This is a genomic window from Candidatus Mycosynbacter amalyticus (assembly GCF_025273655.1).
GTDB lineage: Bacteria > Patescibacteriota > Saccharimonadia > Saccharimonadales > Saccharimonadaceae > Mycosynbacter > Mycosynbacter amalyticus.
Genome location: NZ_CP045921.1, coordinates 1029182 through 1052021 on the forward strand (window position 1 = coordinate 1029182; position 22840 = coordinate 1052021).

At 49.3% G+C, this 22840-nt stretch carries 23 protein-coding genes and 1 tRNA gene; 12 read left to right on the forward strand and 12 right to left on the reverse strand.

All coding sequences use genetic code 11. The features are described from left to right. Positions 1-13: 13 nt before the first annotated feature. Entirely contained in the window at positions 14-331 is a 318-nt protein-coding gene (locus GII36_RS05635; protein WP_260763338.1) for a hypothetical protein, read from the forward strand. Here GII36_RS05635 and GII36_RS05640 read toward each other — a convergent pair. Beyond that, a complete protein-coding gene (locus GII36_RS05640; protein ID WP_260763340.1) occupies positions 328-1158 on the reverse strand; it encodes a GIY-YIG nuclease family protein in 831 nt (276 codons plus the stop codon). The genes GII36_RS05635 and GII36_RS05640 overlap by 4 nt on opposite strands. A 56-nt stretch (positions 1159-1214) precedes the next feature. Here GII36_RS05640 and GII36_RS05645 point away from each other — a divergent pair, with 56 nt between their 5' ends. Further along, positions 1215-2486 carry a recombinase family protein gene (locus GII36_RS05645; protein ID WP_260763343.1) on the forward strand — a complete coding sequence of 424 codons (1272 nt, stop codon included), beginning with the start codon at positions 1215-1217 and terminating at the stop codon, positions 2484-2486. A gap of 55 nt (positions 2487-2541) precedes the next feature. Here the strand turns inward: GII36_RS05645 and GII36_RS05650 are convergent, their stop codons facing one another. From GII36_RS05650 to GII36_RS05685, 8 genes are all read right to left on the reverse strand, one after another. After that, a complete protein-coding gene (locus tag GII36_RS05650) occupies positions 2542-2829 on the reverse strand; it encodes a TFIIB-type zinc ribbon-containing protein (protein WP_260763346.1) in 288 nt (95 codons plus the stop codon). 12 nt (positions 2830-2841) lie between these two features. After that, a complete protein-coding gene (locus GII36_RS05655) occupies positions 2842-4713 on the reverse strand; it encodes a heavy metal translocating P-type ATPase (RefSeq protein WP_260763347.1) in 1872 nt (623 codons plus the stop codon). 36 nt (positions 4714-4749) lie between these two features. Continuing rightward, complete coding sequence (locus tag GII36_RS05660) at positions 4750-5010, reverse strand: hypothetical protein (RefSeq protein WP_260763349.1); 261 nt, start codon at positions 5008-5010, stop codon at positions 4750-4752. A 42-nt stretch (positions 5011-5052) separates the two neighbouring features. Further along, the gene (locus GII36_RS05665; protein WP_260763352.1) at positions 5053-5379 is read right to left on the reverse strand and encodes an ArsR/SmtB family transcription factor; all 327 of its coding nucleotides are present in this window, start codon (positions 5377-5379) and stop codon (positions 5053-5055) included. A 282-nt stretch (positions 5380-5661) separates the two neighbouring features. Beyond that, positions 5662-5736, reverse strand: a tRNA-Asn gene (locus GII36_RS05670). Between the two features lie 41 nt (positions 5737-5777). Beyond that, complete coding sequence (locus GII36_RS05675) at positions 5778-7835, reverse strand: serine hydrolase (RefSeq protein WP_260763353.1); 2058 nt, start codon at positions 7833-7835, stop codon at positions 5778-5780. Positions 7836-7882: 47 nt separating this feature from the next. Then, positions 7883-8257, reverse strand: a complete 375-nt coding sequence (locus GII36_RS05680; protein WP_260763355.1) for a LexA family protein — start codon at positions 8255-8257, stop codon at positions 7883-7885. Beyond that, on the reverse strand, positions 8205-9551 hold the full coding sequence (locus GII36_RS05685) for an O-antigen ligase family protein (protein WP_260763357.1): 1347 nt from the start codon (positions 9549-9551) through the stop codon (positions 8205-8207). The genes GII36_RS05680 and GII36_RS05685 overlap by 53 nt, the downstream gene beginning before the upstream one ends. A 38-nt stretch (positions 9552-9589) precedes the next feature. Here GII36_RS05685 and GII36_RS05690 point away from each other — a divergent pair, with 38 nt between their 5' ends. Beyond that, positions 9590-11026 (forward strand): sugar transferase, encoded by a 1437-nt coding sequence (locus GII36_RS05690; protein WP_260763359.1) that lies wholly within the window; start codon positions 9590-9592, stop codon positions 11024-11026. Continuing rightward, positions 11027-12160: a glycosyltransferase gene (locus tag GII36_RS05695; protein ID WP_260763361.1), complete on the forward strand. Its 1134-nt coding sequence runs from the start codon at positions 11027-11029 to the stop codon at positions 12158-12160. It abuts the gene before it with no gap. Here the strand turns inward: GII36_RS05695 and glmS are convergent, their stop codons facing one another. Next, a complete protein-coding gene (gene glmS, locus GII36_RS05700) occupies positions 12161-13987 on the reverse strand; it encodes a glutamine--fructose-6-phosphate transaminase (isomerizing) (RefSeq protein WP_260763363.1) in 1827 nt (608 codons plus the stop codon). 104 nt (positions 13988-14091) lie between these two features. Further along, on the reverse strand, positions 14092-14526 hold the full coding sequence (locus tag GII36_RS05705; RefSeq protein ID WP_260763365.1) for an adenylyltransferase/cytidyltransferase family protein: 435 nt from the start codon (positions 14524-14526) through the stop codon (positions 14092-14094). 53 nt (positions 14527-14579) lie between these two features. On the opposite strand from GII36_RS05705, the gene galE reads away from it, so the two are divergent. The 8 genes from galE to GII36_RS05745 all read left to right on the forward strand — a co-directional run bounded on the left by galE (position 14580) and on the right by GII36_RS05745 (position 22247). Then, complete coding sequence (gene galE / locus GII36_RS05710; RefSeq protein WP_260763366.1) at positions 14580-15590, forward strand: UDP-glucose 4-epimerase GalE; 1011 nt, start codon at positions 14580-14582, stop codon at positions 15588-15590. Positions 15591-15670: 80 nt separating this feature from the next. After that, positions 15671-16681 carry a dTDP-glucose 4,6-dehydratase gene (gene rfbB / locus GII36_RS05715; protein ID WP_260763369.1) on the forward strand — a complete coding sequence of 337 codons (1011 nt, stop codon included), beginning with the start codon at positions 15671-15673 and terminating at the stop codon, positions 16679-16681. Position 16682: 1 nt separating this feature from the next. Continuing rightward, positions 16683-17231, forward strand: coding sequence for an NUDIX domain-containing protein (locus GII36_RS05720; protein ID WP_260763371.1), 549 nt, complete (start codon positions 16683-16685; stop codon positions 17229-17231). Continuing rightward, complete coding sequence (locus GII36_RS05725) at positions 17231-17779, forward strand: NUDIX domain-containing protein (RefSeq protein WP_260763372.1); 549 nt, start codon at positions 17231-17233, stop codon at positions 17777-17779. Before GII36_RS05720 ends, GII36_RS05725 begins: the two co-directional genes overlap by 1 nt. Further along, positions 17772-18305 (forward strand): NUDIX domain-containing protein, encoded by a 534-nt coding sequence (locus GII36_RS05730; RefSeq protein WP_260763374.1) that lies wholly within the window; start codon positions 17772-17774, stop codon positions 18303-18305. Before GII36_RS05725 ends, GII36_RS05730 begins: the two co-directional genes overlap by 8 nt. Positions 18306-18333: 28 nt before the next feature. Beyond that, on the forward strand, positions 18334-18876 hold the full coding sequence (locus GII36_RS05735) for a hypothetical protein (protein WP_260763375.1): 543 nt from the start codon (positions 18334-18336) through the stop codon (positions 18874-18876). A gap of 59 nt (positions 18877-18935) precedes the next feature. Beyond that, positions 18936-19526 (forward strand): hypothetical protein, encoded by a 591-nt coding sequence (locus GII36_RS05740; RefSeq protein WP_260763377.1) that lies wholly within the window; start codon positions 18936-18938, stop codon positions 19524-19526. Positions 19527-19559: 33 nt separating this feature from the next. Then, the gene (locus tag GII36_RS05745) at positions 19560-22247 is read left to right on the forward strand and encodes an autotransporter outer membrane beta-barrel domain-containing protein (protein WP_260763378.1); all 2688 of its coding nucleotides are present in this window, start codon (positions 19560-19562) and stop codon (positions 22245-22247) included. Between the two features lie 13 nt (positions 22248-22260). On the opposite strand, the gene GII36_RS05750 is transcribed toward GII36_RS05745, so the two are convergent. Next, positions 22261-22797 carry an NUDIX hydrolase gene (locus GII36_RS05750; RefSeq protein WP_260763379.1) on the reverse strand — a complete coding sequence of 179 codons (537 nt, stop codon included), beginning with the start codon at positions 22795-22797 and terminating at the stop codon, positions 22261-22263. Between the last annotated feature and the right edge of the window lie 43 nt (positions 22798-22840).

The following is a 22840-nucleotide window of genomic DNA, read 5'->3' on the forward strand; positions in this document are numbered from 1 at the left end:
CTTTGAAAGGAATATGATGAACGAATTAGATAAGAAACGAACAGGAACAAGCTTCAAAGGGTATCTGTATGCACGGTATGACCAGTTACTGCCGACATTCGGAGAGCCAAGGCAACCAATTCATGCAGATAATAAAATTGATGTTGAATGGATTATTGATACACCACATGGTGTGGCCACTATATATAATTACAAGGATGGTAAAGCATATCTTGGTGATTCAGGGCTTAACCCAGAAGAGATTTACGAGTGGCATGTTGGTGGTAAGACCAGTGAAGTGTATGGCTGGATTAAGGAGCGACTGCAAAGGAACATTATCGCTGGTTTTTAGCCCTTACGCATGACCTCGTCCATTGTTTGACCAGATTCATCTTTCCATGTCACCCACGCATTTATATTGTGTCCCGTTGCAAAACCACCTGCATGATTAGGGCTCTTGAATGCCACATTTTCTGTCAGCTCGACTGTATCACCAAGATCACGGCCATACTTTTCGAAGATCTCTTCTCTCTCGGCAAGTGATTTAGACCATTTAGTCGCCCAGCTTGGTGAGTGAGATTTATCAATGATTGAACCTTGTAATACGACAAATTTATCGCCTCTAAATTGTGCACGTGCTTCTGTTTTCTTTGATTTGCAATACCAAACGTCTTCTTTAATGTCTGGACTCGACAGAATATCATAACCAAGTGAAGTAAGGATGAGTTGGGTGTCGTCTAAAATTTTCTGAAGAATATGTAACTTAAATTCATGAACATTGTTACGAATTGGAACTGTCTTATTCTCAATTGTCATACTTCCCGATTGAGCACGCTCTACGGCTAGTGATTCTAAATACTTAACGTCGCTCTTCTCAAGGCTATTGGTTGTAGAAACAATTGCGATGGCAACATCCCAAAACTGCTTGTTTTGATCATGATTCTTAACACGATGAAAGAAGTTTTCACTTTCGCCAATGTATCCAAGAGAGTCACTGCTGCTTACCAAGAAGTATATCGATGGTCGCAGTAGTTCTTCTCTCACTTTCGCGTTTTTCAACTGTAGCCGTGGAATGACAAATGCTTTGATTGAACTATCGCTCAGTTCTATTACACGTATTCCTTCGAGTGTGCCATCGGGTAAATATGTCTGTATTAGTCTAGGTTGAGGGTTGTTCATTATCTCTATTATATGCCTAGACTTAATCTAATAACAGCGGTACCTTGTACCTTGCAATGGAAAGCAAACCTAGCCTTAAATACTGCTTATACGCTCGCAAATCGAGTGAATCTGACGAGCGACAGGCCATGTCGATTGATTCGCAGTTGAATGAGATGCGAGCATTGGCAGAAAATGAGGGATTACAGATAGTCTGCGAGCTTCAGGAGAGTCACTCTGCTAAAGATTCTGGCAAAAGACCCGTATACAACAAATTACTTAAGGGCTTAGCAAGCGAAGAATATAATGCCGTCCTCACATGGGCACCCGATCGACTAAGTAGGAATGCTGGCGACCTTGGATCGGTTGTTGACCTCATGGATCAAGGCAAGCTACTGCATATCCGTACTTACTCGCAGACGTTCACAAATAACCCGAACGAGAAGTTCTTACTAATGATTCTATGTTCGCAAGCCAAACTTGAGAACGATAACAAAAGTATTAACGTCAAACGAGGCATTAGAAACAAATGCGAGATGGGTTGGCGACCAGGCGTTGCACCGCTTGGGTACATGAATCGAGCATTCGCAGGTGTTAACGACATAATCCTCGATCCTGATAGATCGGAACTAATTATCGAAGCTTTTCAAAAAGCTGGGTACGAGCGTTGGAGCGGTCGTAGGATAAAAGCATGGCTTGATGAGCAAGGCTTTACTAATCGTTCAGGAAAACCGATTAGTGTGAGTCAAATATTAGTAATACTCAGTACGCCATTCTACTATGGCAAATTCCAATACCCTGAAGCACCAGATGCACCATGGTACACAGGTGCCCATAAGCCACTTATATCTAAAGAGTTGTTCGATCTCGTGCAAGAAACGAGAGGTGTCAACAAGGGTGTGTGGGGATCAAAAACATTTGCCTTCAGGGGTATGCTCAAATGTGGGCAGTGCGATGCGGACATCACCGCACAAGATAAGTTTAAGCTGCTAAAAAGTGGTGATACAAAGCGATTCGTCTACTACAACTGTACTCGTCGTAAAGATCCTGATTGCAAAGAGAAATACGTCAATGAGGAGAAGCTTTGTGAGCTATTGCAGGCCTTCATCGAGCAACATCACCAAAAAATGGATATTGAAGAAAAGCTACGTGCAAAAGTAGATAAACATTTTTATGTCACCAAAACTCTGCTAAACCATTACAAGATCGAGCGAGATCTTGATAACCCATTCGTTGAGTATTCAAGATACATACTTGCGAGCGGTACGGAGGGCGATAGGATTAGATTCGCCTCTGGGATTAAAACAAAGCTCCAAATACGGCACGGTGAACTTGAGTTCTACGCATAAGCGCGTATACTTTTGTATTTTGTTCTATTTAGGTAGTTAGCGCACCTTGACTTACTTAGAAATCGAACAAATCTCCTAAGAATGATTCTTTGCGCTTTTTGCGTGGATAACTTTGATTAGAGCCGCTCTGATTACCGTGCTTGTCATATTGCTGCGATGGATAGTTTGGTTCCTGGTAAGGTTGCTGTGCCTGAGCTGCTGGAGCCTGAGCAGTACCTCGTTCAATGATTTTGTCTAATTCACCACGATCAAGCCATACGCCCCGACACTTTGGGCAATAATCGATTTCGACACCTTGTCGGTCAGTCATAACTAAATCTGCTTTATCTATTGGACATTGCATATTCTTTCTCCCTTACTTTTTAATTATAGCAACTTCGCTACCGCCAGCATTGAATAGCCTTAGGCCGTTGAGCACTACTAGGATAGCCATAATTGCGTCAACTGCCACGGCTACGCTCAGCCCGATGACTCCTGCGATACCGAGTACCAAGATGATTCCCTTTACAATGAGTGACCCATAGACATTTTGGCGCACAACCCTGAAGGTTTGCTGACCAACCCCTAGCAGGTATGGGATAGTGCCGATAGCATCGTTCATCAGCGTCACGTCGGCCGTTTCAATGGCTAAATCTGATCCTCCACCCCCCATAGCAATACCAACGTCAGCCCGGGCTAGTGAAGGTGCATCATTGACGCCGTCACCTACCATGGCGACCCGTCCATAACGAGATTGTAGCTTGATGATTAGCTCAGACTTTTGCTCGGGTAGCAAAGCTCCATAGGCTTCGCTGATACCAACCTTTTCTGCGATATAATTTGCCGCCCTTTGATTATCACCTGTTAGCATCACTGGCGTGACTTTCAGCTTCTTTAGGGCATCAATGACGCGTTTTGAATCACTCCGAAGCTCGTCTGTAATACCGATAATACCAATCACTTTTTTATCTTCGCTAACCAGCACGGCGGTCATACCCATTCCTTCAAGACGCTCAACCTCGGGTAGTACATGGTCGCAGGTATCAGCGCTGGCACCAATATGTTGCAAGTTACCTATTGCATGTTCTTTTGAATCGCACACCAAGCAGTTAGCATTACCGCCACGTCCAGCGACATTCTTGAATTTATCCATCTTGTGCGGCATGATGCCTTTTTGTTTTGCATAATCCTCAATAGCCTTAGCTAGTGGATGCGACGAGAACTTTTCAATACCGGCGGCATCACCTATAACATCTTCTTCTGTGGCGCCGTGCAGAAGTATCACCTCCGCAACTACTGGCGTACCAACAGTCAACGTTTTTGTTTTATCGAATGCTATCGCCCTAGCCTTACTTAATACTTCCAGGAAGCGGCCACCTTTAATGAGTACACCCCTCTTTGAAGCGCCGCCGATAGCTGCCGCCACCGCAACTGGAGCAGATACAACCAGTGCGTCTGGACACGCTAATACCAATAAAATGAGTGCCCTGGTAAACCAATCGCTAAACGGCTCGCCGAAAAAGACGGGCGGAATAATAGCCACCAAAATAGCGAGGCCTATCGCAGCTGGAATATAGTATCCAGCAAACTTGTCCAAGAATTCCTGAACTTCTGGACGGGATCTTTGGGCTTCTTCAATTAACGTGACTATTTTCTGCAGCGTACTGTCGGCGGCTATTTTAGTAACTTTGACCTCCAGATAACCACTTTGGTTCATCGTTCCGGCGTAAACCATCTCACCCTTGTACTTTTCTTTGGGTACGCTTTCGCCGGTAATTGTCGCCTCGTCGATTGACGATTCGCCGTCAATAACTACTCCGTCGAGCGGCACCATGTCGCCAGGTCTGACTTTAAATATTTCGCCCTCTTTGACTTCTTCGACTGGAACTTCGCGCCCGTCTTGCATCCTGGCGATCTTTGGAGACTTTTCAAGTAAGGCGGCCACGGCCTTTTGTGACCTCGCCTCGCCGAACTCCTCAAAAGCCTCAGCAAGCGCGAAAAAGAACATGACGGCGGCGGCCTCTGCGAACTGCCCAAGATATAATGCCCCGAGGGCGGCAATGGTGACCAGCAAACTAATGGAAATTTTTCGCTTCAGGACTTTACGAACAGCCGATACTGCAACTGGTATTCCACCAGCTGCCAATGAGACGAGATATAGTGCTTCGGCTCCGGGTAGTTTGAGTAGACTGAAAGCCAACCCTCCAATAAAACTGACGGCTGCCACCGCAGTTAAAACTTTATTCAAGCGTTCTTGCTTGGAATCTTTATGTTCAGCACTCATCTAACTATTTCCGCCTGTTATAAATTGTAGTGGGTTAGCAATAACCTGCTTCCACAAAGCATTAATAAAATCGAGAGCATAGTTCCACAGCGATGTGATGATATTTCCGATATTTTGCCCAATGTTAGTATCGGCTTGGCCAAGCAGTGCATTAATAATAGCTACGAAGATAACTCCTACAATTACTAATATCACAAGCAATATAATACCGACGAGCAGTAAGGCAATGAATAATTTCCTTTTATTCTTGCCTCTAAACATATCTAACTTATATCCGTGGCCCATTACTGTCCCCTTTTGATTTTATTCATGTTCGCCACCCCTAATGTGATCGGCTTGGGTAAAAGCATGTTCGATCAGGTGTAATACGTGTTCGTTTTCTGCCTTATAGAATATTTTTGTACCCTCGCGCCGCATGCTTACCATATGCGATATCCGTAGTTTGGCAAGATGCTGCGAAACAACGGATGGTTGCATACCCACTTCATCCGCAAGCTCTCCAACTGAATGTTCGCCGTGCAGTAATGACCACAGTATTTTAAGTCGTGTCGGGTCGCTAACTAGCTTAAACATAGCAGTAGCTACAACGATTTGTTCATTAGAAATTTCTTTGCGTATATGCGCAGACATGCATATATTATATCAGATTAGCATCGTGTTATTTTATAAAGTTGTTTATGAAGCTTTAAAACAGGGGCAGGTCTAGGGAACGGGTCAGCTTTTTGACTGCTTGCTCCCTCCAGGGGGGACGGGCTGGGCTAGAACTAAGTAACAGAGGTGAAATGAAAGAACCGCCATTTCTGACGGTTCCAACATTTCGTACTTTGTAATCAGCACTTTTTTTCTTGGCGGACCAAGGAGAGAAGTTGACGCAGGTCTAGGAACTAGGTCTGCACTTTTCTCTGCTTGGTCTGGCTCCCGCGACTGGGCTCGAACCAGTGACCTATTGGTTAACAGCCAACCGCTCTACCACTGAGCTACGCGGGAATACTCGTCGTAGTATACCTTTTCCTCCAGGGGTAGTCAAGCTAACTGCGCAGGTCTTGTTTTTGCTTGCGAATCGCATCGATAGCCTTGATCAGCTTGCTTGTCGTCTTGGCACCATCCGAGCCCTCGGTCATGATCGCTACAACGTATTGGCCAGTACCCGTCACGACAGCCATCTCGTTATAGTTGGTATCTGTCGCGCCACCAGAAACCTTGGCATTCTGGGCAGCAGATTTAATGCCATCGCGCAAGCTAATATCACTCAGAGGGGTCATGAGGCTCTCACGTTTTTTGATTCCGGCAAGTGTACCGTCGTTGAGCTTTTCCATGAACAGTACCATATCATGCGCCGTCGTGACATTGACATCACCACTAAATGACGTACCTGTGAGGCCAATCTCGGCAAGTCGGGCATTGACAGTAGCGTTACTCAACTTACCAAGCAGCGCACCGATACAATCCGCGTCTTGGCTCGAGATAGCTGCCTCCATGCACTCCGTATATGACAGACTTCCAAACACACGGTCGGTCGGCTGAACACTGCCGTCTTCGATGCCGCGCTGTGCTACATATGCGAGGTATATACCCTCAACTCCCGCCGCTGGCAGCTGCATCGTATCGTTAGCAGTACCTCCTAAATACGGACGTTTACCTGAGAACTCGTGGAACGAAATGCCGATTTTGCCAGGGTTGTCTTGGGCGAACTGCTGAATCAACGCCCGATACCCCGCATCGCTCGGCGTGTATTTGCGTGTATATTGCTCGGTCGCTGGCACTGGACCAACCGCTACAGTCGCACCACTTGCCCTAGCATTGATAAACGGATCTATGCTCGCTATCGTCTTGTTGATATCGATCAGGACACCAGGGGCACCATTGGTGCGAGATGTCTCTGTGAAATCAGTTGTTGAAATCTTTGTGACGCCCGGCTTCTTCTCTACTTTGGCAGCAATACCACTTGTCTCCAGGTAGCGTTTGACGCGCTCCGGCTCGATAACATACAAAAGACGCGGAGGCGGGAGTGGCGTACCGTCGTTTTTATCCTCGGGGATGAACGGCTGGAACGAAAGCCAGCCTTTAGCGACAGATGATTTAACCTGTGTTGTTTCGCCAGCTGCCTGTAATGGCAGGTCGTTTTTGAGATTGTTGTTAAGCTCGTCGCCCAACTGCTGCGCGACATCATTTGTCAATGGCGCTTCAACTTTTGCGACTGGTGTTTTCACATTGTAGCCGCCTGCATAGGTTACTTTTCCTACCGCATCTTTAAACTCTGTGAGATTGCACTTACCGCCCGCTTCGGCAGGCACAACAGCAAAGCGATCATCATCAAGTTTGAGCGATGCATTTTTGGGCGGAATAACACAGTCTTCGCCGAGGTTTTTGAGCGCATAGGTATCAAGCGTAGCCTTGTCGTAGTTATATACCGGGTCGCCCACTTTCGCGAGACCGGCAGCCCACCAGTACGACGTCGGTACAAATCGTAAGGCAAACGGATATGACACACTCGCAAGCCTGGATGTATTGTCAGCCCGGATACCAAGCTGACTTGCCGCAGGAGTCTTATATGGTACACTTGCATCTCCAAAGAAAAGTTTGACCTGAACCTTATCGTAGGCGGCGTTGAGTTTGGCAACCGCTGCATCGCGGTCCATACCACCCACTTTCGCGCCATCTACTACCAAACCGGCAGGTAGCGCATTGAGAGGATAGAGCAGCTGAGAGATGATATTACCAACAACCAGCAACACGACCAGTACACCGGCAGGAATATACCAGTGACCCTTGAACCATTCGACAATGCGAACAGGCAGAGGGACTTTGCCGTACACGCGTGGCCTGGGTGGTGGTGTGATTGCCGTTCCATAGTTCGACATATCGTGTGGCTGTGGCATCTGAGGCGACTGAGGGTAGCCTGTCTGTGAAGGCGAGGCCCATGTGTTTTGCGGCTGAGTATACGGTTGTGGTGCTGGCATCTGGGGAGCTGGAGGTACCGTCTGTACATACGGAGCTGTAGGATTACCATAGGGCACCGGAGCCTCGGGCACAGGTGTCTGTGGTGGTATGCCAGCTGGTGATTGATATGGTGAATTTGGATCCATGATAGTTATGCTTATCATAGCAGTAAATCCCTTGGTTTCAAAGAGGATTACAGAGAGATATTGAAGAGTTGTGCTACACGATCAATCGCGGCAGCTGTCTCTTGGGACTCCGACGTGTCAGAATCTAGACATGCGGTGCGCCTGGTCGCCAATTCACGCGCTAGCCACTCTTGCTGCGACGAACCTGGGCGTGCAGATTGTACTACTACCAGCGAACGAGCCGAGGTACCAGTTTTGGCCAAATACCCTTTGGCGATGAGACCATTGACATGCGTAGCGACCGTGGAGACGGATTTGTACTCGAGCGCCCGCATCACCTCGCGGTAACTCGGCCCGTAGCCGTTACCTTTTATAAACCCATCGATAAAACTAAGTAGTTCTTTTTGCTTTTTGGTGGCGCGTTCGTTTTTTGTGCTGTCCATATGGCTTGATCATAGCAGATGAGCCAAGTGCGAGTCCAGCTAGTCCCCACCAATATAGGCTCACTGTATCATCCACCCACACCGGCAGCAGCAGACCAATCAGCGCAAGTCCTACGCCCCCCGCAAACAGCCCCAATAGTAGCCAGTCACGTCGTCCACACCACAGTCCAATTAGTACCAATCCAAATAGTAGAAGCTGCAGCACAACCCCTAGCCAGCCCGATTCATGTGCCATGAATAAATACTGGTTTTCGATAATCACAGGACTATGCGATAGGAGCGATGCCGAGCCAGTACTGCCAATCCCCTCGCCGGCCGGCGCATTCGCCGCAGCTTCTACCCCATGCTGCAATGATGTCCAGTGGCCTTGATCCGACTTCTCTGGGCTTCCTCCGGCTGGATTACTATGAAAGAAGAGATGAGAGATTGTCGGGTTGTCGCGCAGCGCAAACAGCCCGCCCACGAGCAGCGCACCTACGACAGCCAGACCAGCTACCGAGTACAGCGCCGTCCGCTTCGGCAATATACCCACGAGCAGCGCACCCGCTGCCGCCACAAGCGCCAGCCATGCACTTCGCGATTGACTTGCGTAGAGCACAATGACCGAACCCAAAGCTCCACCTGCCCAGACAATTCTCTGCCACATACCACGCAGTGCAATCCGCCGCGCAGCAGTCCATGCCAGCAGAAGCGAGAGTGTCAGCACAGCAAATGCTCCTACAGGATTTGGCCCACGAAGCGTACTGTTGATGCGAATATAATGATCGTTGAGATCGACCGTCAGATAGGGTTTGATTGTCTCGTTCGAGTAGCCGAGTGGGCTCAGAATATCTTTTGGCAATATCGTCGCCTGCAGCACCCCAAATCCAATCACCACCGCACAACCGACGGCCGCCGCCATGAGCATCGGTCGCCGAAGACCCGGCATGAGCCTTGCAGCTACGTAGAGTTCGACAAAGAGCAGATAGTAGCGCAGATCTATCAGTAGCCCGGCCAGCTCGCTCACATACGAGTTGTCAAACGCCAACAGCAGGACGACATGCAGCGCCGCAATTAGTGCTGTGACGATGACAAATTTGTCGCGCAGTAGCTCACTCAGTTTGCCTGCACGCCACGCCTGCCATACAAGCAGCAGGAGCACGCCACCCAGCACAATCTCTTTCCATGATTTTGCCAGTAACTCGTAGTCAGGCCAGCGTGATTCTACAAACACTGTCACAGGCGTATGAATCGCCATACCTACTAAGACTACGATAAATGCCCACTTGATGACCCGCCACGCTAGAGTATTCATGTATCACCAGTATACGACAAGTGGTACAATAGCTGTACATGCTTGGACGTAATTCTCAGTATTACAGTTTATTTCTGCTTATCGTCGACACGTTTGTGCTGGTGCTTGCCCTCACGCTTGCCTATGTCCTGCGCGTCCAGTACGACAACCGCCCACTCGTAGCCGATGTCTATGCATTTGAATATATCAGCGGCCTACTAATTATTTTGCCATTTTGGATTGCCACGTTTGCACTGCTCGGCCTCTACTCACCGTCGATTTACAATCGACGCCTATCAGAATGGGGAAGGATTGGTGCGGGATCGTTCATTGGCATCTTGCTCATTTTGGGCTGGGAATTTGTGTCAGGTGAGACACTCTTTCCAGCACGACTCGTGGCACTCTACGCACTCATCGGCTCGTTTGCGCTTATCGTAGTGGAGCGTGAACTGCTCCGCTGGCTCAGGTCTACGCTGTTTCGCTATGGTGTCGGCACAAGCCGAGTCCTCCTCATCGGCTCCAGTGCCGCACTGACAGATCTCGCCACAAACCTCGCCGACACACGCAAAAGCGGCTACGAAATCATCGCCATTGCCGGACCCAAAAAACTCGTGCCCGCGCAGCTCCCTGTCCTCCACTATCCTCAAGTAGAATCGGCGCTCAAATTCATCGATAGCAACCGTATCACTACCATCATCCAGACCGACATGTACGAAGATGAGGCGCGCAACCAAGCTGTCCTCTCGGCAGCCCAGACTCGCCACATCAGCTACAACTTTATCCCCGGAGAACCTGAGTTTTATACCGGCAAAAACACTGTCGACGTGTTCATGGGCTACCCAATGATCTCCGTCAGTCAGACACCGCTCATCGGATGGGGCGCTATTGCCAAAGCAATCTTTGATGCTATCGCCTCGCTCCTGCTCGTGATTATTCTGTCTCCAGTCTATCTACTACTCATCGTGTTGCAGCTTATTTTCAATCCCGGACCTATTTTCTATGTCAGTAATCGTCTTAGTCAATTCTCTAAGCCAGTTCGTCTCGTTAAATTTCGTAGCATGAGCAGCAAATACGGCAAAAAAGATGCCGCCGAAGAGTTTCGCGCCATGGGTAGAGAAGATCTGGCCCGAGAGTATGAAACCCACCGCAAGGTTGCCGATGATCCACGCATCACCCGCTTCGGCAATTTTCTGCGCAAAACATCACTGGACGAACTACCGCAGTTGTTCAATGTACTGCGCGGCGATCTCAGTCTCGTAGGCCCGCGCCCTATCCTGCCCCAAGAAGCCAAGTTTTCGCGAAGTCGCACAGCCCTGCTCCATAGTGTTAAATCTGGTGTGACAGGACTGTGGCAGGTGAGTGGCCGTAGCAACCTAAACTTCGAAGAGCGTATCGAACTCGAAATGTTTTATGCACAAAACTGGTCATTCTGGCTGGATATCAAGATCCTGTTCAAGACCGTTGGAGTTGTATTGTTTCGTCGTGGAGCAAAATAGATGACAGCTCAAGCACCAAAGATTGCTATTGTCTGCGACTTCCTCACTATGATGGGCGGAGCAGAAAATGTCGTCCTAGCCATGCACGAAGCATTTCCCTCGGCACCTATCTACACTGCTATCTATAACAAAGATAAGCTACCGCAATTTCATGAACTCGATGTGCGGCCATCTCGCCTTCAGAAAATCCCGAAGAAGCTACGAAAGTATTACAAACTCTTCCCAACCATGGCAGTCAAAGCGATGCGAAATCTCGATCTCTCGGAGTTCGATATCATCATTACTAGCAGTTATCTCCATGGCCATCAGATCACCAAGTCACGGCCAAATCAACTGGTGATTAATTATTGCCACACGCCGCCACGTTACTACTGGAGCCACTACGACCTCTACCGCCAAGATCCTGGCTATGGCAAACTCAACCCGCTCATTCGCCCACTTATGCCTCTTATGATCCCGCATCAGCGCAAGCTTGACTACGACGCTGCTCAAAACGTCGATGTGTTTATCGCCAACTCTACCGAAACCCAGGAGCGTATCAAGAAATATTATGATCGAACCAGTACCGTATTGCATCCACCAGTCGACATCAAGCGCTTCACTCCCGCGCGGGAGCGGGGCAATCACTACGTGACACTCGGTCGCCAGCTACCCAACAAGCGGTTTGATCTAGCAGTAGAAGCCTGTAGCCGCCTCGGCGTCAAACTCAAAGTCTTCGGTAACGGTCCGCTCCACGACAAACTTGTCGCAAAAGCCGGCCCTACTATCGAATTTTATACCGATCGCTTCGGTGATGCATCGGATAGTGAAGTTGAAAAAGCACTTAATACGGCCAGGGGATTTGTGTTTCCATCTGACGAAGATTTCGGCATTGTCGCCGTCGAAGCATTGGCGGCCGGGGCACCCGTTATCGGCTACGCAGCTGCTGGCACCCGCGACATTGTGCAAGATGGTATCAGTGGTGTGATGTTCGAGCATCAGACGGTTAACGACGTGGTGCGGGCAATAGAAAAGTCACAGAAAATGACATTTCTCCCTGGCACCCTCGCCCGCAAGGCCAAGCGCTTCGAGCGACAGATGTTCATCGATAAACTACGACGAATTATCGCACAAGAAGCTGCTAAGCAGCGCTAACTACTCCACCGTTACGCTTTTCGCGAGATTCCGCGGTTGATCCACGTCGGTATCGCGCTGCACAGCCAAATAGTAGGCAAGTAGCTGCGAGATAATATTGAAGACCAATGGACGCAGCAAGTCTAGCTTCGTCGACACACGCAGTACGGTCTCAGCTTCAACCTTGCGGGCCGTATCCGTCACAACAATCGCATGTGCACCACGAGCATTCATCTCGATCAGATTACTCTGAGATTTCTCGTATAGCCAATTGTCGAGCAAATAAAACACTTCGAAGAATCTGTCATCGATCAGTGAGATTGGTCCATGCTTGAGCTCGCCTGCCGGATAGCCCTCGGCGTGGATATAACTCACTTCTTTGAGTTTGAGTGCACCTTCGAGTGCCACCGGCATTAGTGTATCACGTCCCACGTACAATGCATGATCATACTGCATGTAGTTTTTGGCCACCGCTTTGACTTCTTTTTCGTGAGCTGCGAGTACTTTCTCTATCTCGCTAGGCAAGAGTTCCAGCTCATCGATCAGTTCCGATCGCCGCTCCGGCGACATGCCGCGTGCATCTGCTGCCGTGAGCGCAAACAAAATCATCGCTACCACCTGAGATGTAAATGCTTTGGTACTTGCTACACTTATCTCCGCACCAACATGCACGTACACTCCGCCGTCCACTTCACGGGCGATCGTACTACCGACCGCATTCACAACGCCAAGTGTCCGGACACCGCGTCGCTTGAGCTCCATCAGACAGGCAAGAGTATCGGCAGTCTCGCCGCTCTGACTCACGATCAGTGCCACAGTGCCTTCTTGGACCGCAAATGAGCGGTAGCGGAGTTCACTCGCCACCTCTACACTTACCATCACGTCACCGAGCAGTTGCTCAATATAGTATTTCGCAAGCATCCCTGCATAGTACGCCGTGCCACAACCCACAATCATGATGTGCCGCACATCACGCAGCTCTTCGGCCGTCATATTGATACCGCCAAGTCGAGCTGTGTGAACTGTTGGATTAATTCGCCCTCGTAACGTTGCTTCCACCGTATCAGGTTGGTCGTGGATTTCTTTGAGCAAGAAATGGTCGTACCCTTTTTTCTGCACCGCCTCAAGATCCATCTCCAGCGTTTCAACAGTAGGCTCAAGTGTGCTACTTGCCATATCCGACAGCTCCACGCCAGATGTCCTACATATAGCTAATTCCTCGTCCTGCAGATATATAACCTGTTTCGTATAGCCAAGTAGGGCAGAAGCATCACTAGCAATAAATACCTCCCCGTTACCGACTCCAAGGACCAGGGGGCTACCTTTTCGTGCTACCACGATCTCATCGGGTGAACGCGTATCAAGCACAGCGATACCATACGCCCCCACCACCATCTCGCACGCACTACGCACTGCGTCTATCAGACTATCCGCATCACGTGCAACATAGTCTATGAGCGCTGCCAATACTTCCGTATCTGTATCGCTTCTGAAATCGTAATCGTGCCGCGCGAGCATCACCTTCAGGTCTTGGTAGTTTTCGATGATGCCATTATGTACAAGATGGATGTTGCCCGCTACATGCGGATGAGCATTACGTTTACTTGGTGCTCCGTGCGTTGCCCAGCGCGTATGACCGATACCGATCATATCGCTTTTTTCGTGCGTTGTCACAAGATCCACTAGCTCTTGCACCTTACCCTTTGTGCGTAGCACGGTTGCCGCACCCCTCGGCCCGAGCGTTGCGATGCCCGCGGAGTCATACCCTCTGTATTCCAATCGCTTTAGTCCACTTACTAATACACCTTGGGCTGATTTGTTGCCAATATAACCAACGATGCCGCACATATGAAAATCCTTTCGGTTACGAAACGTGTGTACCGTCTAGACTACGCCGTTGTATCTCGAATAGCAAGTTTTATGGATAATTTATTAAAATGTAAGAATTACAACTACTTTTCATGTCCGAGCGCCTGATTGATTCGCGTAGAAGAATCCGGCTTGCCTTCTCCCGCATCAAAACGCATCTCTATACCAAACTCGCGACACACGACAGCCTCTGGAATCTCTTTCTCGCTATCCCTGTCGCCACCATTTGCAAACACTAGCTCATCGCCTGGGTGCTGACCGGCCACCATTTCTAGAGTTTTGCAGATGGTAGGGTCATCATCTATCGACAAAACTGATTGGTCAACACCTTTGATCGAACGGAGTACTCTTAGCCTATTTGCCTCATCGAGAATGATCTTACCTTTTTTGAGTAATTGTTGCTTATCATTATTAACAATCACGATCAAATGATCACCCATCTTGGCTGCCGCCTCTATCATATCGAGATGTCCACCATGAAGTGGGTTGAAATATCCGCTCACGATTACTACTTTCACTACTAGAGCCTCCTTCTGTCGTATATGACCATTATACCTGCTACACTGGATATATGAACATACTCGTCACCGGAGGCGCCGGGTATATCGGCAGCCACACAGTCGTCAAACTTATCGAGGCAGGCCACACACCTATCGTGGTAGACAATCTCGCCAATAGTAGCGCCGAATCACTCGCACGCGTGGAGCGGATAACTGGCACGCGGCCAAAGTTTTATGAAGCCGATGTGCGCAACCGTGAGACACTGGATCGCATTTTCGAAGAGCAATCTATCGATGCCGTTATCCATTTTGCCGGCCTCAAAGCCGTAGGGGAGAGTGTCGAGAAACCACTTCACTACTACCAAAACAACCTTGATTCCACACTCGTCTTGCTCGACGCCATGCAAGCTCACAGTGTCAAAAAACTTGTCTTCAGCTCTAGTGCGACAGTATATGGTACAGCGCAGCCACCCTATACCGAAGACTCGTCGACCGGACATGGCATCACCAACCCCTACGGTCAAACAAAATACATGATCGAATGCATACTTACCGATCTTGCAGCAGCCGACTCTTCACTCGAAATCACCACTCTGCGCTACTTCAACCCCATCGGCGCGCATCCAAGCGGACTCATCGGCGAGAACCCAAACGGCAGACCAAACAACCTCATGCCCTACATTACACAAGTCGCAGTAGGCAAGCGCGATAAGCTCGGCGTATTTGGCAGTGATTATGACACTCCCGACGGCACTGGCGTACGCGATTACATCCATGTCGACGACTTGGCCGAAGGTCACCTTGCAGCCCTCACTCACGGCAAATCTGGCTACACTGCTTATAATCTTGGCACCGGCCAAGGCACATCCGTGTTTGAGCTAATTCATGCGTTCGAGCGAGCATCTGGCCGCACAATTCCCTACGATATACTGCCACGACGCGCCGGAGACCTCGCGGAGTCATATGCAAACGTCGAGCGCGCCCACCAGGACTTGGAATGGGCAGCGACCCGTAGTATCGACGATGCTTGCCGCGACAGCTGGAACTGGCAGTCAAAAAACCCGGATGGCTACAATAACTAGATTGTTGTAGCATTTACACAAGTCCATATTTGCCTTTTCCACAATAGACACGTGTCATATCCACAACGTATACTAGTGGTATGACAAAGATGTTAGTTACAGGTGGTGCGGGGTTCATCGGAGCGAACTTCGTGCATTACACTCTCAAGCACAAGCCCGAATACGATGTAACCGTTATCGACAAACTCACCTACGCAGGTAATCCAGATAATCTCAAGTCAATCCTGGATCAGGTCAATTTTGTCACTGGAGATATCTGCGATCGTGAGCTAATGGATAAACTCGTCGCCGAAACTGATATCGTAGTGCACTTTGCCGCCGAATCACACAACGACAATTCCCTGCGTGAACCGTGGCCATTCGTCGAGACCAACATTATAGGTACTTACACCATTCTCGAAGCAGTACGCAAGCATGATAAGCGCTTGCATCACATCAGTACAGACGAGGTATTCGGCGATCTTGAACTCGACGATCCAAACCGTTTCACCGAAGAAACGCCCTACAACCCATCAAGCCCCTACAGCTCTACCAAGGCCGGCAGCGACCACCTCGTCCGCGCCTGGATTCGTAGCTTTGGCATCAAAGCAACGATTAGCAACTGTAGTAACAACTATGGCCCCTATCAGCACATCGAAAAATTTATTCCTCGACAAATCACCAATATCCTAAGCGACATCAAACCGAAGCTTTACGGTACTGGCGAGCAAGTCCGTGACTGGATTCATGTCGATGACCACAACTCAGCTGTTCATCTGATCATTGAACAAGGCAAGCTTGGTGACACCTACATCATCGGTGCCGACAACGACCATGTCAACAACAAGGCCGTTATCGAACTAATCTGTGAACTCATGGGTAAGGGTGCAGACTGGTACGAACATGTCAACGACCGACCCGGGCACGACATGCGCTACGCCATGAACAGCACGAAGCTTCGCACCGAGCTTGGCTGGCAGCCACAGTACACCGATCAAGACGGTATGCGAAACGGCCTCCAGGCAACTATCGACTGGTACACCGAAAACGACGAGTGGTGGAAAGCAGAAAAAGCTAAAGTCGAAGCCAAGTACGCCGAACAAGGACAATAGTATGACAAGCTGGCAGACCAAATCTTCAAAAATCGTCTACGAGAATCCATGGATGGTAGTACATGAAGATCAAGTGGTAATGCCAAACGGCAAAGATGGAGTTTACGGCTACGTAGAGTCGAAAAGTGATAGTGTTATCGTCGTACCCATCGATGACGATAACAACACATATATCATTCAGCTACAGCGCTACACGAAACCTAATCCGACCTGGGAAACAATTGCTGGACGCACGGACAACGAAAGCTACGAAGAGGCAGGAGCCAGAGAGCTCTTTGAAGAAGCCGGTGTCCGCGCCGACACAATCACGCTACTTAGCGAAGTGCACATGTCTTCGGGTATGACCAAGTTCAAAAGTGGCGTTTGTATCGCCACAGGCCTGGCAAAAGTATCGGAAGACCTCGATCAAGCAGATGGTATCATGACAGCACGCAAGCTTCCCCTGTTCGAAGTCCGCGACATGATTCTGCGCGGTGAGATTACAAGCGGCTCTACAATTACTGCAATTCTGCTCGTTATCGCACACCTAGAGAAAGAAGGAAGATTATAATGCGCACCGACAAACCCTGGAAAATCCTCGGTTCGGAGATTAAATACAAAAACCCATGGATGCAGATCCGCGAAGACAAAGTAATTACACCCCTAGGCACTGAGGGTATTTACGGTGTCATGGAGTCAAACGATTCCGTCATGATAGCAGTAGTGAATGACAAGTGTGAATTATATCTCGTACGCACTTTCGCCTACCCGGCTCAGAGTTGGAACTGGGAACTGCCAGGTGGCGGTGGCGATCAGCAAGAGCCCATAGAAGCGAGTAAGCGAGAACTTGAAGAGGAAACAGGCATCCTGGCAAGTTCATGGGAACTTCTCGGTAAGACCCGCGTATGCAACGGCTTCATGACAGAACATATGGCAGTCTATCTGGCGCGAGACTTATCATTCACCGGAGAGAAAGAGGTTTCAACCGAGCAGATTGACGAAGCTAAGTTCTTCACTATGCAGCAGATTGATACCATGATTGAGTCAGGGGATATCAACGATGCACAAAGTATCACAGGCATACACCTGGTACAGAAATGGATTGCGCGAAATGTTTGAGCACGAAGAAGCCGAACTATTAGATGTCGTCAACGACCACGATGAAGTAATCGATTCGATTCATCGTGGTGACATGATGACCCTGCGCGACACGCCAGGTCGTTACCTGCGTGTTATTGAGCTGTTCCTACAACGCCCAAACGATGACATCTACTTGCCGCGTCGCTCCCCGCACAAAAAGATATTCCCTGGCTCACTCGACCATAGTGCTGCCGGCCATATGAACCGCGGTGAGTCGTATGAACAAGCGCTGGTACGTGAAGTTCACGAAGAGCTTGGCATCGAAACTACACCAGAGGATTTTGAGTTCATCCACAAATTTTCACCAAGCGAAGAGTTATTTTACTTCCGCCAGTTCTACCTATTGCGCACAGATCAAGAGCCTCAACTCAGCCCAGAACACACCGAAGCCGTCTGGCTGCCACCACACGAACTCCAGGCCTACATCGAACATGACGTACCGGCCAAGCAGACTATTTACGAGGATATACCTATACTGATTGCCTTTCTTGATGAGTTATCTTAATATCAAGGATAGGTTTACGGGGGCTAGAATGAATAAAAAAATATTACTAGGCATCGCAGCAGTGCTGGTAACGTGTATGATTTCAATAACAATGCTATTTGTTCTGCCCTATCGAGATAAGGTATCAAACCAAACAGCGCAGCTCACAACAGAAGACAACAGCAAGGACAAACCCGAGCGTGTCACAACTAATGATGCCGCGGTAGATGGTCAAAGTACCGTGGGGTACTTGCTGATTCCTGATTTTAATTTGAAAATAAAGATGCGTGACAGTGATAAAATCACATACAGCCATGAAACATTTGACGAGCCGCGAGCAAATTTCAAAGATGAGTCAATACAGTATAATACTTCCATAGAACCGGTCGTAAAATCAGAATATCTAGTTAAAAAATCATGCTCTGATCAACTGAGTGTATCGTTAACATTCCTGTTTGATGAGGGTCAAGTAAGTAATCTGGATATTGGTGGGTCACCCTACTATTGCTCAGATGACCCAAACGATATTGCTCTGTGGAATAGAGTACTGGAGGATTTTCGAATCGAAAATATTTCCAAAATTAAATCCTAAAATTCTATAGTAAAGCGTATATGATTAGATCTAGATACTAATACTTCAGAGGATTACATATGAACAAACACGGGTATATTTACACGATTATCACCTTCACGTGTATAGTCCTAGCGGGCATATCAATATATTTTCAACAACAGCTTGCAGCGGCGAGGCAGGAAAATAGCAACCTTAAGGGTAAAATCTCCAAGTTTCAAGCAGAGACGGTGGCACCAGATCAAAAAGAGTCACCGTCAGCAGATACCGCGTCTCAATATGTAGATATCCCAGTCATACATGCCCGCTATCCAATAACCCCTCAAAACGAATCGCTTCTCTATGCCTACCGAGCTATATCTTCCGATTCGAGTGCAGGATCCATACTTTTCACCAACACCAAACTTGCTCACGCACAAGATAGCCACAAAGAAGATTATGAATTCCCCTGTGGACTGTTTGGTAGAGCCAATCCACGTATCATGTATTATCAGACAGACACAGTTACTGTCGTCGGACAAGCAAGTAAGATTGGTAAGAAAGTTGGTGATCACTATTACGTTTACTCATACCCTCAAGCAGTCTGTAGCGACCTCTTTGTCAGTGAGCAGAATGAACTGTCGGCTACCGTAAAGGCCGTTTTCGACAGCCTCGAGCCGCTAGATCAGTAGAAATCTCCCTACGTTTTTGTATAGTATACTTAAATGAGAAATAGGGGAGATTATATGAAGAAGCGTTACGGATTATTACCGATAGGACTACTTGTGGGTATTCTATATGGTGCCGCATTATTACCAGTAGCTCACGCCGCCACCTGCACGCAGACCGTTACCAATACTAATAACTCAGGTGCGGGCTCGCTTCGCCAAGCTATCACCAGCGCCAACTCTGGCTCCAATGCAGACTACATCTGCTTCTCGATAGGTAGTGGTGCACAGACTATCGCCCCTACCACCTCACTCCCTCCGCTCAATCAGCCTGTCACGATAGATGGCACTACCCAGCCTGGCTGGACGAGTGCGCCAATTATCGAAATCAATGCCGGAGGCACTAGTGATAGTAATCCTGGCTTATGGATCAACACGTCGAATAGTACACTTCGTGGGCTCGTAATCAATCGCGCCAAGGGCAACGGTGTCATGATCACTGGCGGTGGTGGTAATACAGTTGCTGGCAACTATATCGGCATCGGTCTCGATGGCACCACTAAGCTTGGAAACCAAGTCGACGGCGTCGGTATGATTACCGCCAACAACACCATCGGTGGCACCACAGTGGCCGATCGCAATGTCATATCCGGCAACGCTGCTAATGGTATCGGCATCACCAACCAGGCTGCCACCGGTAACAAAATCATCGGTAACTACGCTGGTACTAACGCTGCCGGCACAGCTGCCATCCCCAACTACGGAGATGCTATCCTACTGAACAACAGCCAACACAACGACATAGGCGGCACGACCGGCACCACACCCGGTGGCGCATGCACCGGCTCATGTAACCTGTTCTCCGGCAATACCCACAACGGCATAGGATTCTACCTAGCAGACAACAACTCCGTGAAAGGCAATTTCGTCGGGCTCAACGCAAGCGGCACCAGTGCGGTACCAAACGACGACATCGGCATCGAGTCCCAAGAAGCTGCCGGTATCACCATCGGCAATGCAACCGCCGCTGGACGCAATGTGATCTCGGGCAACAAGGGCGCCGGTATCCTGCTCACTGGTAGTGCCACCACTGGTAACGTCGTAGCAGGCAATTTCGTCGGCACCAACTCCGCTGGTACTGGTGCTGTCGGTAACTACAGTATCGGCATTAGCGTCGGTAACTCACCGGGCCTGGGCAACGGCTACGCACGAAACAACACTATTGGCGGCACGGTTGACGCAGCCATACCATGTAGCGCAGCATCAACGCCATGTAATGTCATCTCAGGTAACGGCCAAAACGGTATGATTCTATCTGGTGGATCAGGGACTGGCAATCTCGTGCTCAGTAACCATATCGGTCTCGACATCAACGGCGCGTCAAACGCCAATGTGCGCAACGGTATGGACGGTATTGGGATCCTCAATTCGCCCAACAACACTATCGGCAATGACCTGGGCACTGGTCGCAACTACATCGGTGCCAATGGTGGAGCTGGTATCGTAACAGCAGGCGACGCTACCGATACCAACACAATCGCTGGCAATTATATCGGCCGTACCCGCGACGGCTACTCGGGCAATGCACAGGGTGGTGTGGTGCTATGGGGCGGCTACAATATCGCCATCGTCGGCAACTCGATCGGTGAAAACGGTGGCTATGGTATAGATATCGACGGTAACAAGGTCAGCCAGAATGATGCGGGTGACGGAGATGCCGGCGTGAATCACCATCAGAACTTCCCCGATGTATACTCGGTACGCAACAACGTCGGTTCGTCGACCACTACCACTGTGAGCGGTATGATGAGTAGTGCGCCAAACAAACAATACCGCATAGACTTCTTCAACAGCGCAGGCTGCAACGCAGGTAAGCCAGACAACTACGGCGAGGGTAATTCATATGTCGGCTCACAGATTGTCGGCACCGACCAGTTTGGCAATATCTCATTCTCATACCAAACCCCCACAACACTGCCGGGCAACACATATCTCACCACTACTGCTACGCTCATGGACGGTTCGTCGCCACGAGAAACCTCCGAGTTTTCCAAATGTCGCGTTGTTAACGCCTCCAAGCCTGCCGTGTCAAATGGTGCCAACTGGCTACTCAAAGACGATCTCACCGAGGGTGTACAGGATCAGCAGTTTGGCTATGGATTCCCGCCCAACATGCTACTGTGCGCGTGGGATCCCGCCAAACCAGGCACTAAGCTACCAGTGGTAGTATCTGGCAACACGTGGTTTTTCCGTGCTAGCTACACTACGGGTGTCGCCGACAAGGTTGTGTCGTACGGCCCCGCCAACGGCAAACCAGTCTGTGGTGACTGGAATGGCGACGGGATCGACACCATCGGCATGGTCGACCCCGCCATGCGCTGGACACTCCGTAACAGCAACGACGGTGGCCCAGCCAATGCCGATTTCCAGTATGGCGGTGCGGGTATCCCTGTCGTCGGTGACTGGAATGGCGACGGCCGTGACACCATCGGCGTGTTCGAAACCGACACTAGCTCTTGGCGACTGCGCAACGAAAACAACTCCGGCGTACCAGACTATTCGTTCCAGTACGGCGGCCTCGGCACCTACCCGGTCGTCGGCAACTGGAACGGCGGTAGTTCCGACGGGATCGGCACCTACAACCCGGGCAACGGCGAGTGGTCGCTCCGCAACACGCTCAGTGGCGGCCCCGTCAATACACACTACTACTTCGGCCAGTCAAACCCCCGACCGATGATCTGGTAGTTACGCACAGAGATTAGTTTGCCGCCAAAAACATATCTACGATACGAGGAATCATGATCCTATGATGAGTGATAGTGCGCTCCGGAAGCGCGTCAACTGGCCAAAATTTTCCTTCTTGTATCTCGTCGTCGCTGACATCAGTTACGAAATAAAACATGTGATTTAGTTCTTTTGCACGCCTGGAATCACCAAAACGAAGCCCCGCATACTCAATCTCGTCTATAGGCTTGACGACTCCATGCATTTCATCACGTAGCACTCTTTCCCTACAACTTGGGAAGTCCTGTCCTTCGGCATCCGATGCCCGAATTATCGTGCCAGTCATGTGCCATTCGCCCGGCCAGAAAGGATCATCTTTTGGACGCTGAGTCAGGAGTACTTCAGTGATACCCTGATTTACACGTATAGCCAAGAGCTCGTATGACGGCTGTGTTATCTTGGCGCTCACGGCGATAAACAAGTCGAAAGGAAGGTATCCTCGCGGCAATCTATTGAGCGTGTCTACCGCTTGACTAATCTCTTCATTGCTAGGTCGGTTTGTAGTGTCCATAATGATATAATACAAGGAGCATTAAAGGAGGTGCAAGTACGGG

What these genes read in the sequence shown, in the direction of transcription:
- GII36_RS05750 (WP_260763379.1), bottom strand. Translation starts at nt 22,797, where the DNA reads ATGGACACTACAAACCGACCTAGCAATGAAGAGATTAGTCAAGCGGTA.
- rfbB (WP_260763369.1), top strand. Translation starts at nt 15,671, where the DNA reads ATGACAAAGATGTTAGTTACAGGTGGTGCGGGGTTCATCGGAGCGAAC.
- GII36_RS05640 (WP_260763340.1), bottom strand. Translation starts at nt 1,158, where the DNA reads ATGAACAACCCTCAACCTAGACTAATACAGACATATTTACCCGATGGC.
- GII36_RS05725 (WP_260763372.1), top strand. Translation starts at nt 17,231, where the DNA reads ATGCGCACCGACAAACCCTGGAAAATCCTCGGTTCGGAGATTAAATAC.
- GII36_RS05685 (WP_260763357.1), bottom strand. Translation starts at nt 9,551, where the DNA reads ATGAATACTCTAGCGTGGCGGGTCATCAAGTGGGCATTTATCGTAGTC.
- GII36_RS05680 (WP_260763355.1), bottom strand. Translation starts at nt 8,257, where the DNA reads ATGGACAGCACAAAAAACGAACGCGCCACCAAAAAGCAAAAAGAACTA.
- GII36_RS05645 (WP_260763343.1), top strand. Translation starts at nt 1,215, where the DNA reads ATGGAAAGCAAACCTAGCCTTAAATACTGCTTATACGCTCGCAAATCG.
- GII36_RS05675 (WP_260763353.1), bottom strand. Translation starts at nt 7,835, where the DNA reads ATGGATCCAAATTCACCATATCAATCACCAGCTGGCATACCACCACAG.
- GII36_RS05735 (WP_260763375.1), top strand. Translation starts at nt 18,334, where the DNA reads ATGAATAAAAAAATATTACTAGGCATCGCAGCAGTGCTGGTAACGTGT.
- GII36_RS05665 (WP_260763352.1), bottom strand. Translation starts at nt 5,379, where the DNA reads ATGTCTGCGCATATACGCAAAGAAATTTCTAATGAACAAATCGTTGTA.
- GII36_RS05650 (WP_260763346.1), bottom strand. Translation starts at nt 2,829, where the DNA reads ATGCAATGTCCAATAGATAAAGCAGATTTAGTTATGACTGACCGACAA.
- GII36_RS05730 (WP_260763374.1), top strand. Translation starts at nt 17,772, where the DNA reads ATGTTTGAGCACGAAGAAGCCGAACTATTAGATGTCGTCAACGACCAC.
- GII36_RS05660 (WP_260763349.1), bottom strand. Translation starts at nt 5,010, where the DNA reads ATGTTTAGAGGCAAGAATAAAAGGAAATTATTCATTGCCTTACTGCTC.
- GII36_RS05745 (WP_260763378.1), top strand. Translation starts at nt 19,560, where the DNA reads ATGAGAAATAGGGGAGATTATATGAAGAAGCGTTACGGATTATTACCG.
- GII36_RS05635 (WP_260763338.1), top strand. Translation starts at nt 14, where the DNA reads ATGATGAACGAATTAGATAAGAAACGAACAGGAACAAGCTTCAAAGGG.
- GII36_RS05740 (WP_260763377.1), top strand. Translation starts at nt 18,936, where the DNA reads ATGAACAAACACGGGTATATTTACACGATTATCACCTTCACGTGTATA.
- GII36_RS05695 (WP_260763361.1), top strand. Translation starts at nt 11,027, where the DNA reads ATGACAGCTCAAGCACCAAAGATTGCTATTGTCTGCGACTTCCTCACT.
- galE (WP_260763366.1), top strand. Translation starts at nt 14,580, where the DNA reads ATGAACATACTCGTCACCGGAGGCGCCGGGTATATCGGCAGCCACACA.
- GII36_RS05720 (WP_260763371.1), top strand. Translation starts at nt 16,683, where the DNA reads ATGACAAGCTGGCAGACCAAATCTTCAAAAATCGTCTACGAGAATCCA.
- glmS (WP_260763363.1), bottom strand. Translation starts at nt 13,987, where the DNA reads ATGTGCGGCATCGTTGGTTATATTGGCAACAAATCAGCCCAAGGTGTA.
- GII36_RS05690 (WP_260763359.1), top strand. Translation starts at nt 9,590, where the DNA reads ATGCTTGGACGTAATTCTCAGTATTACAGTTTATTTCTGCTTATCGTC.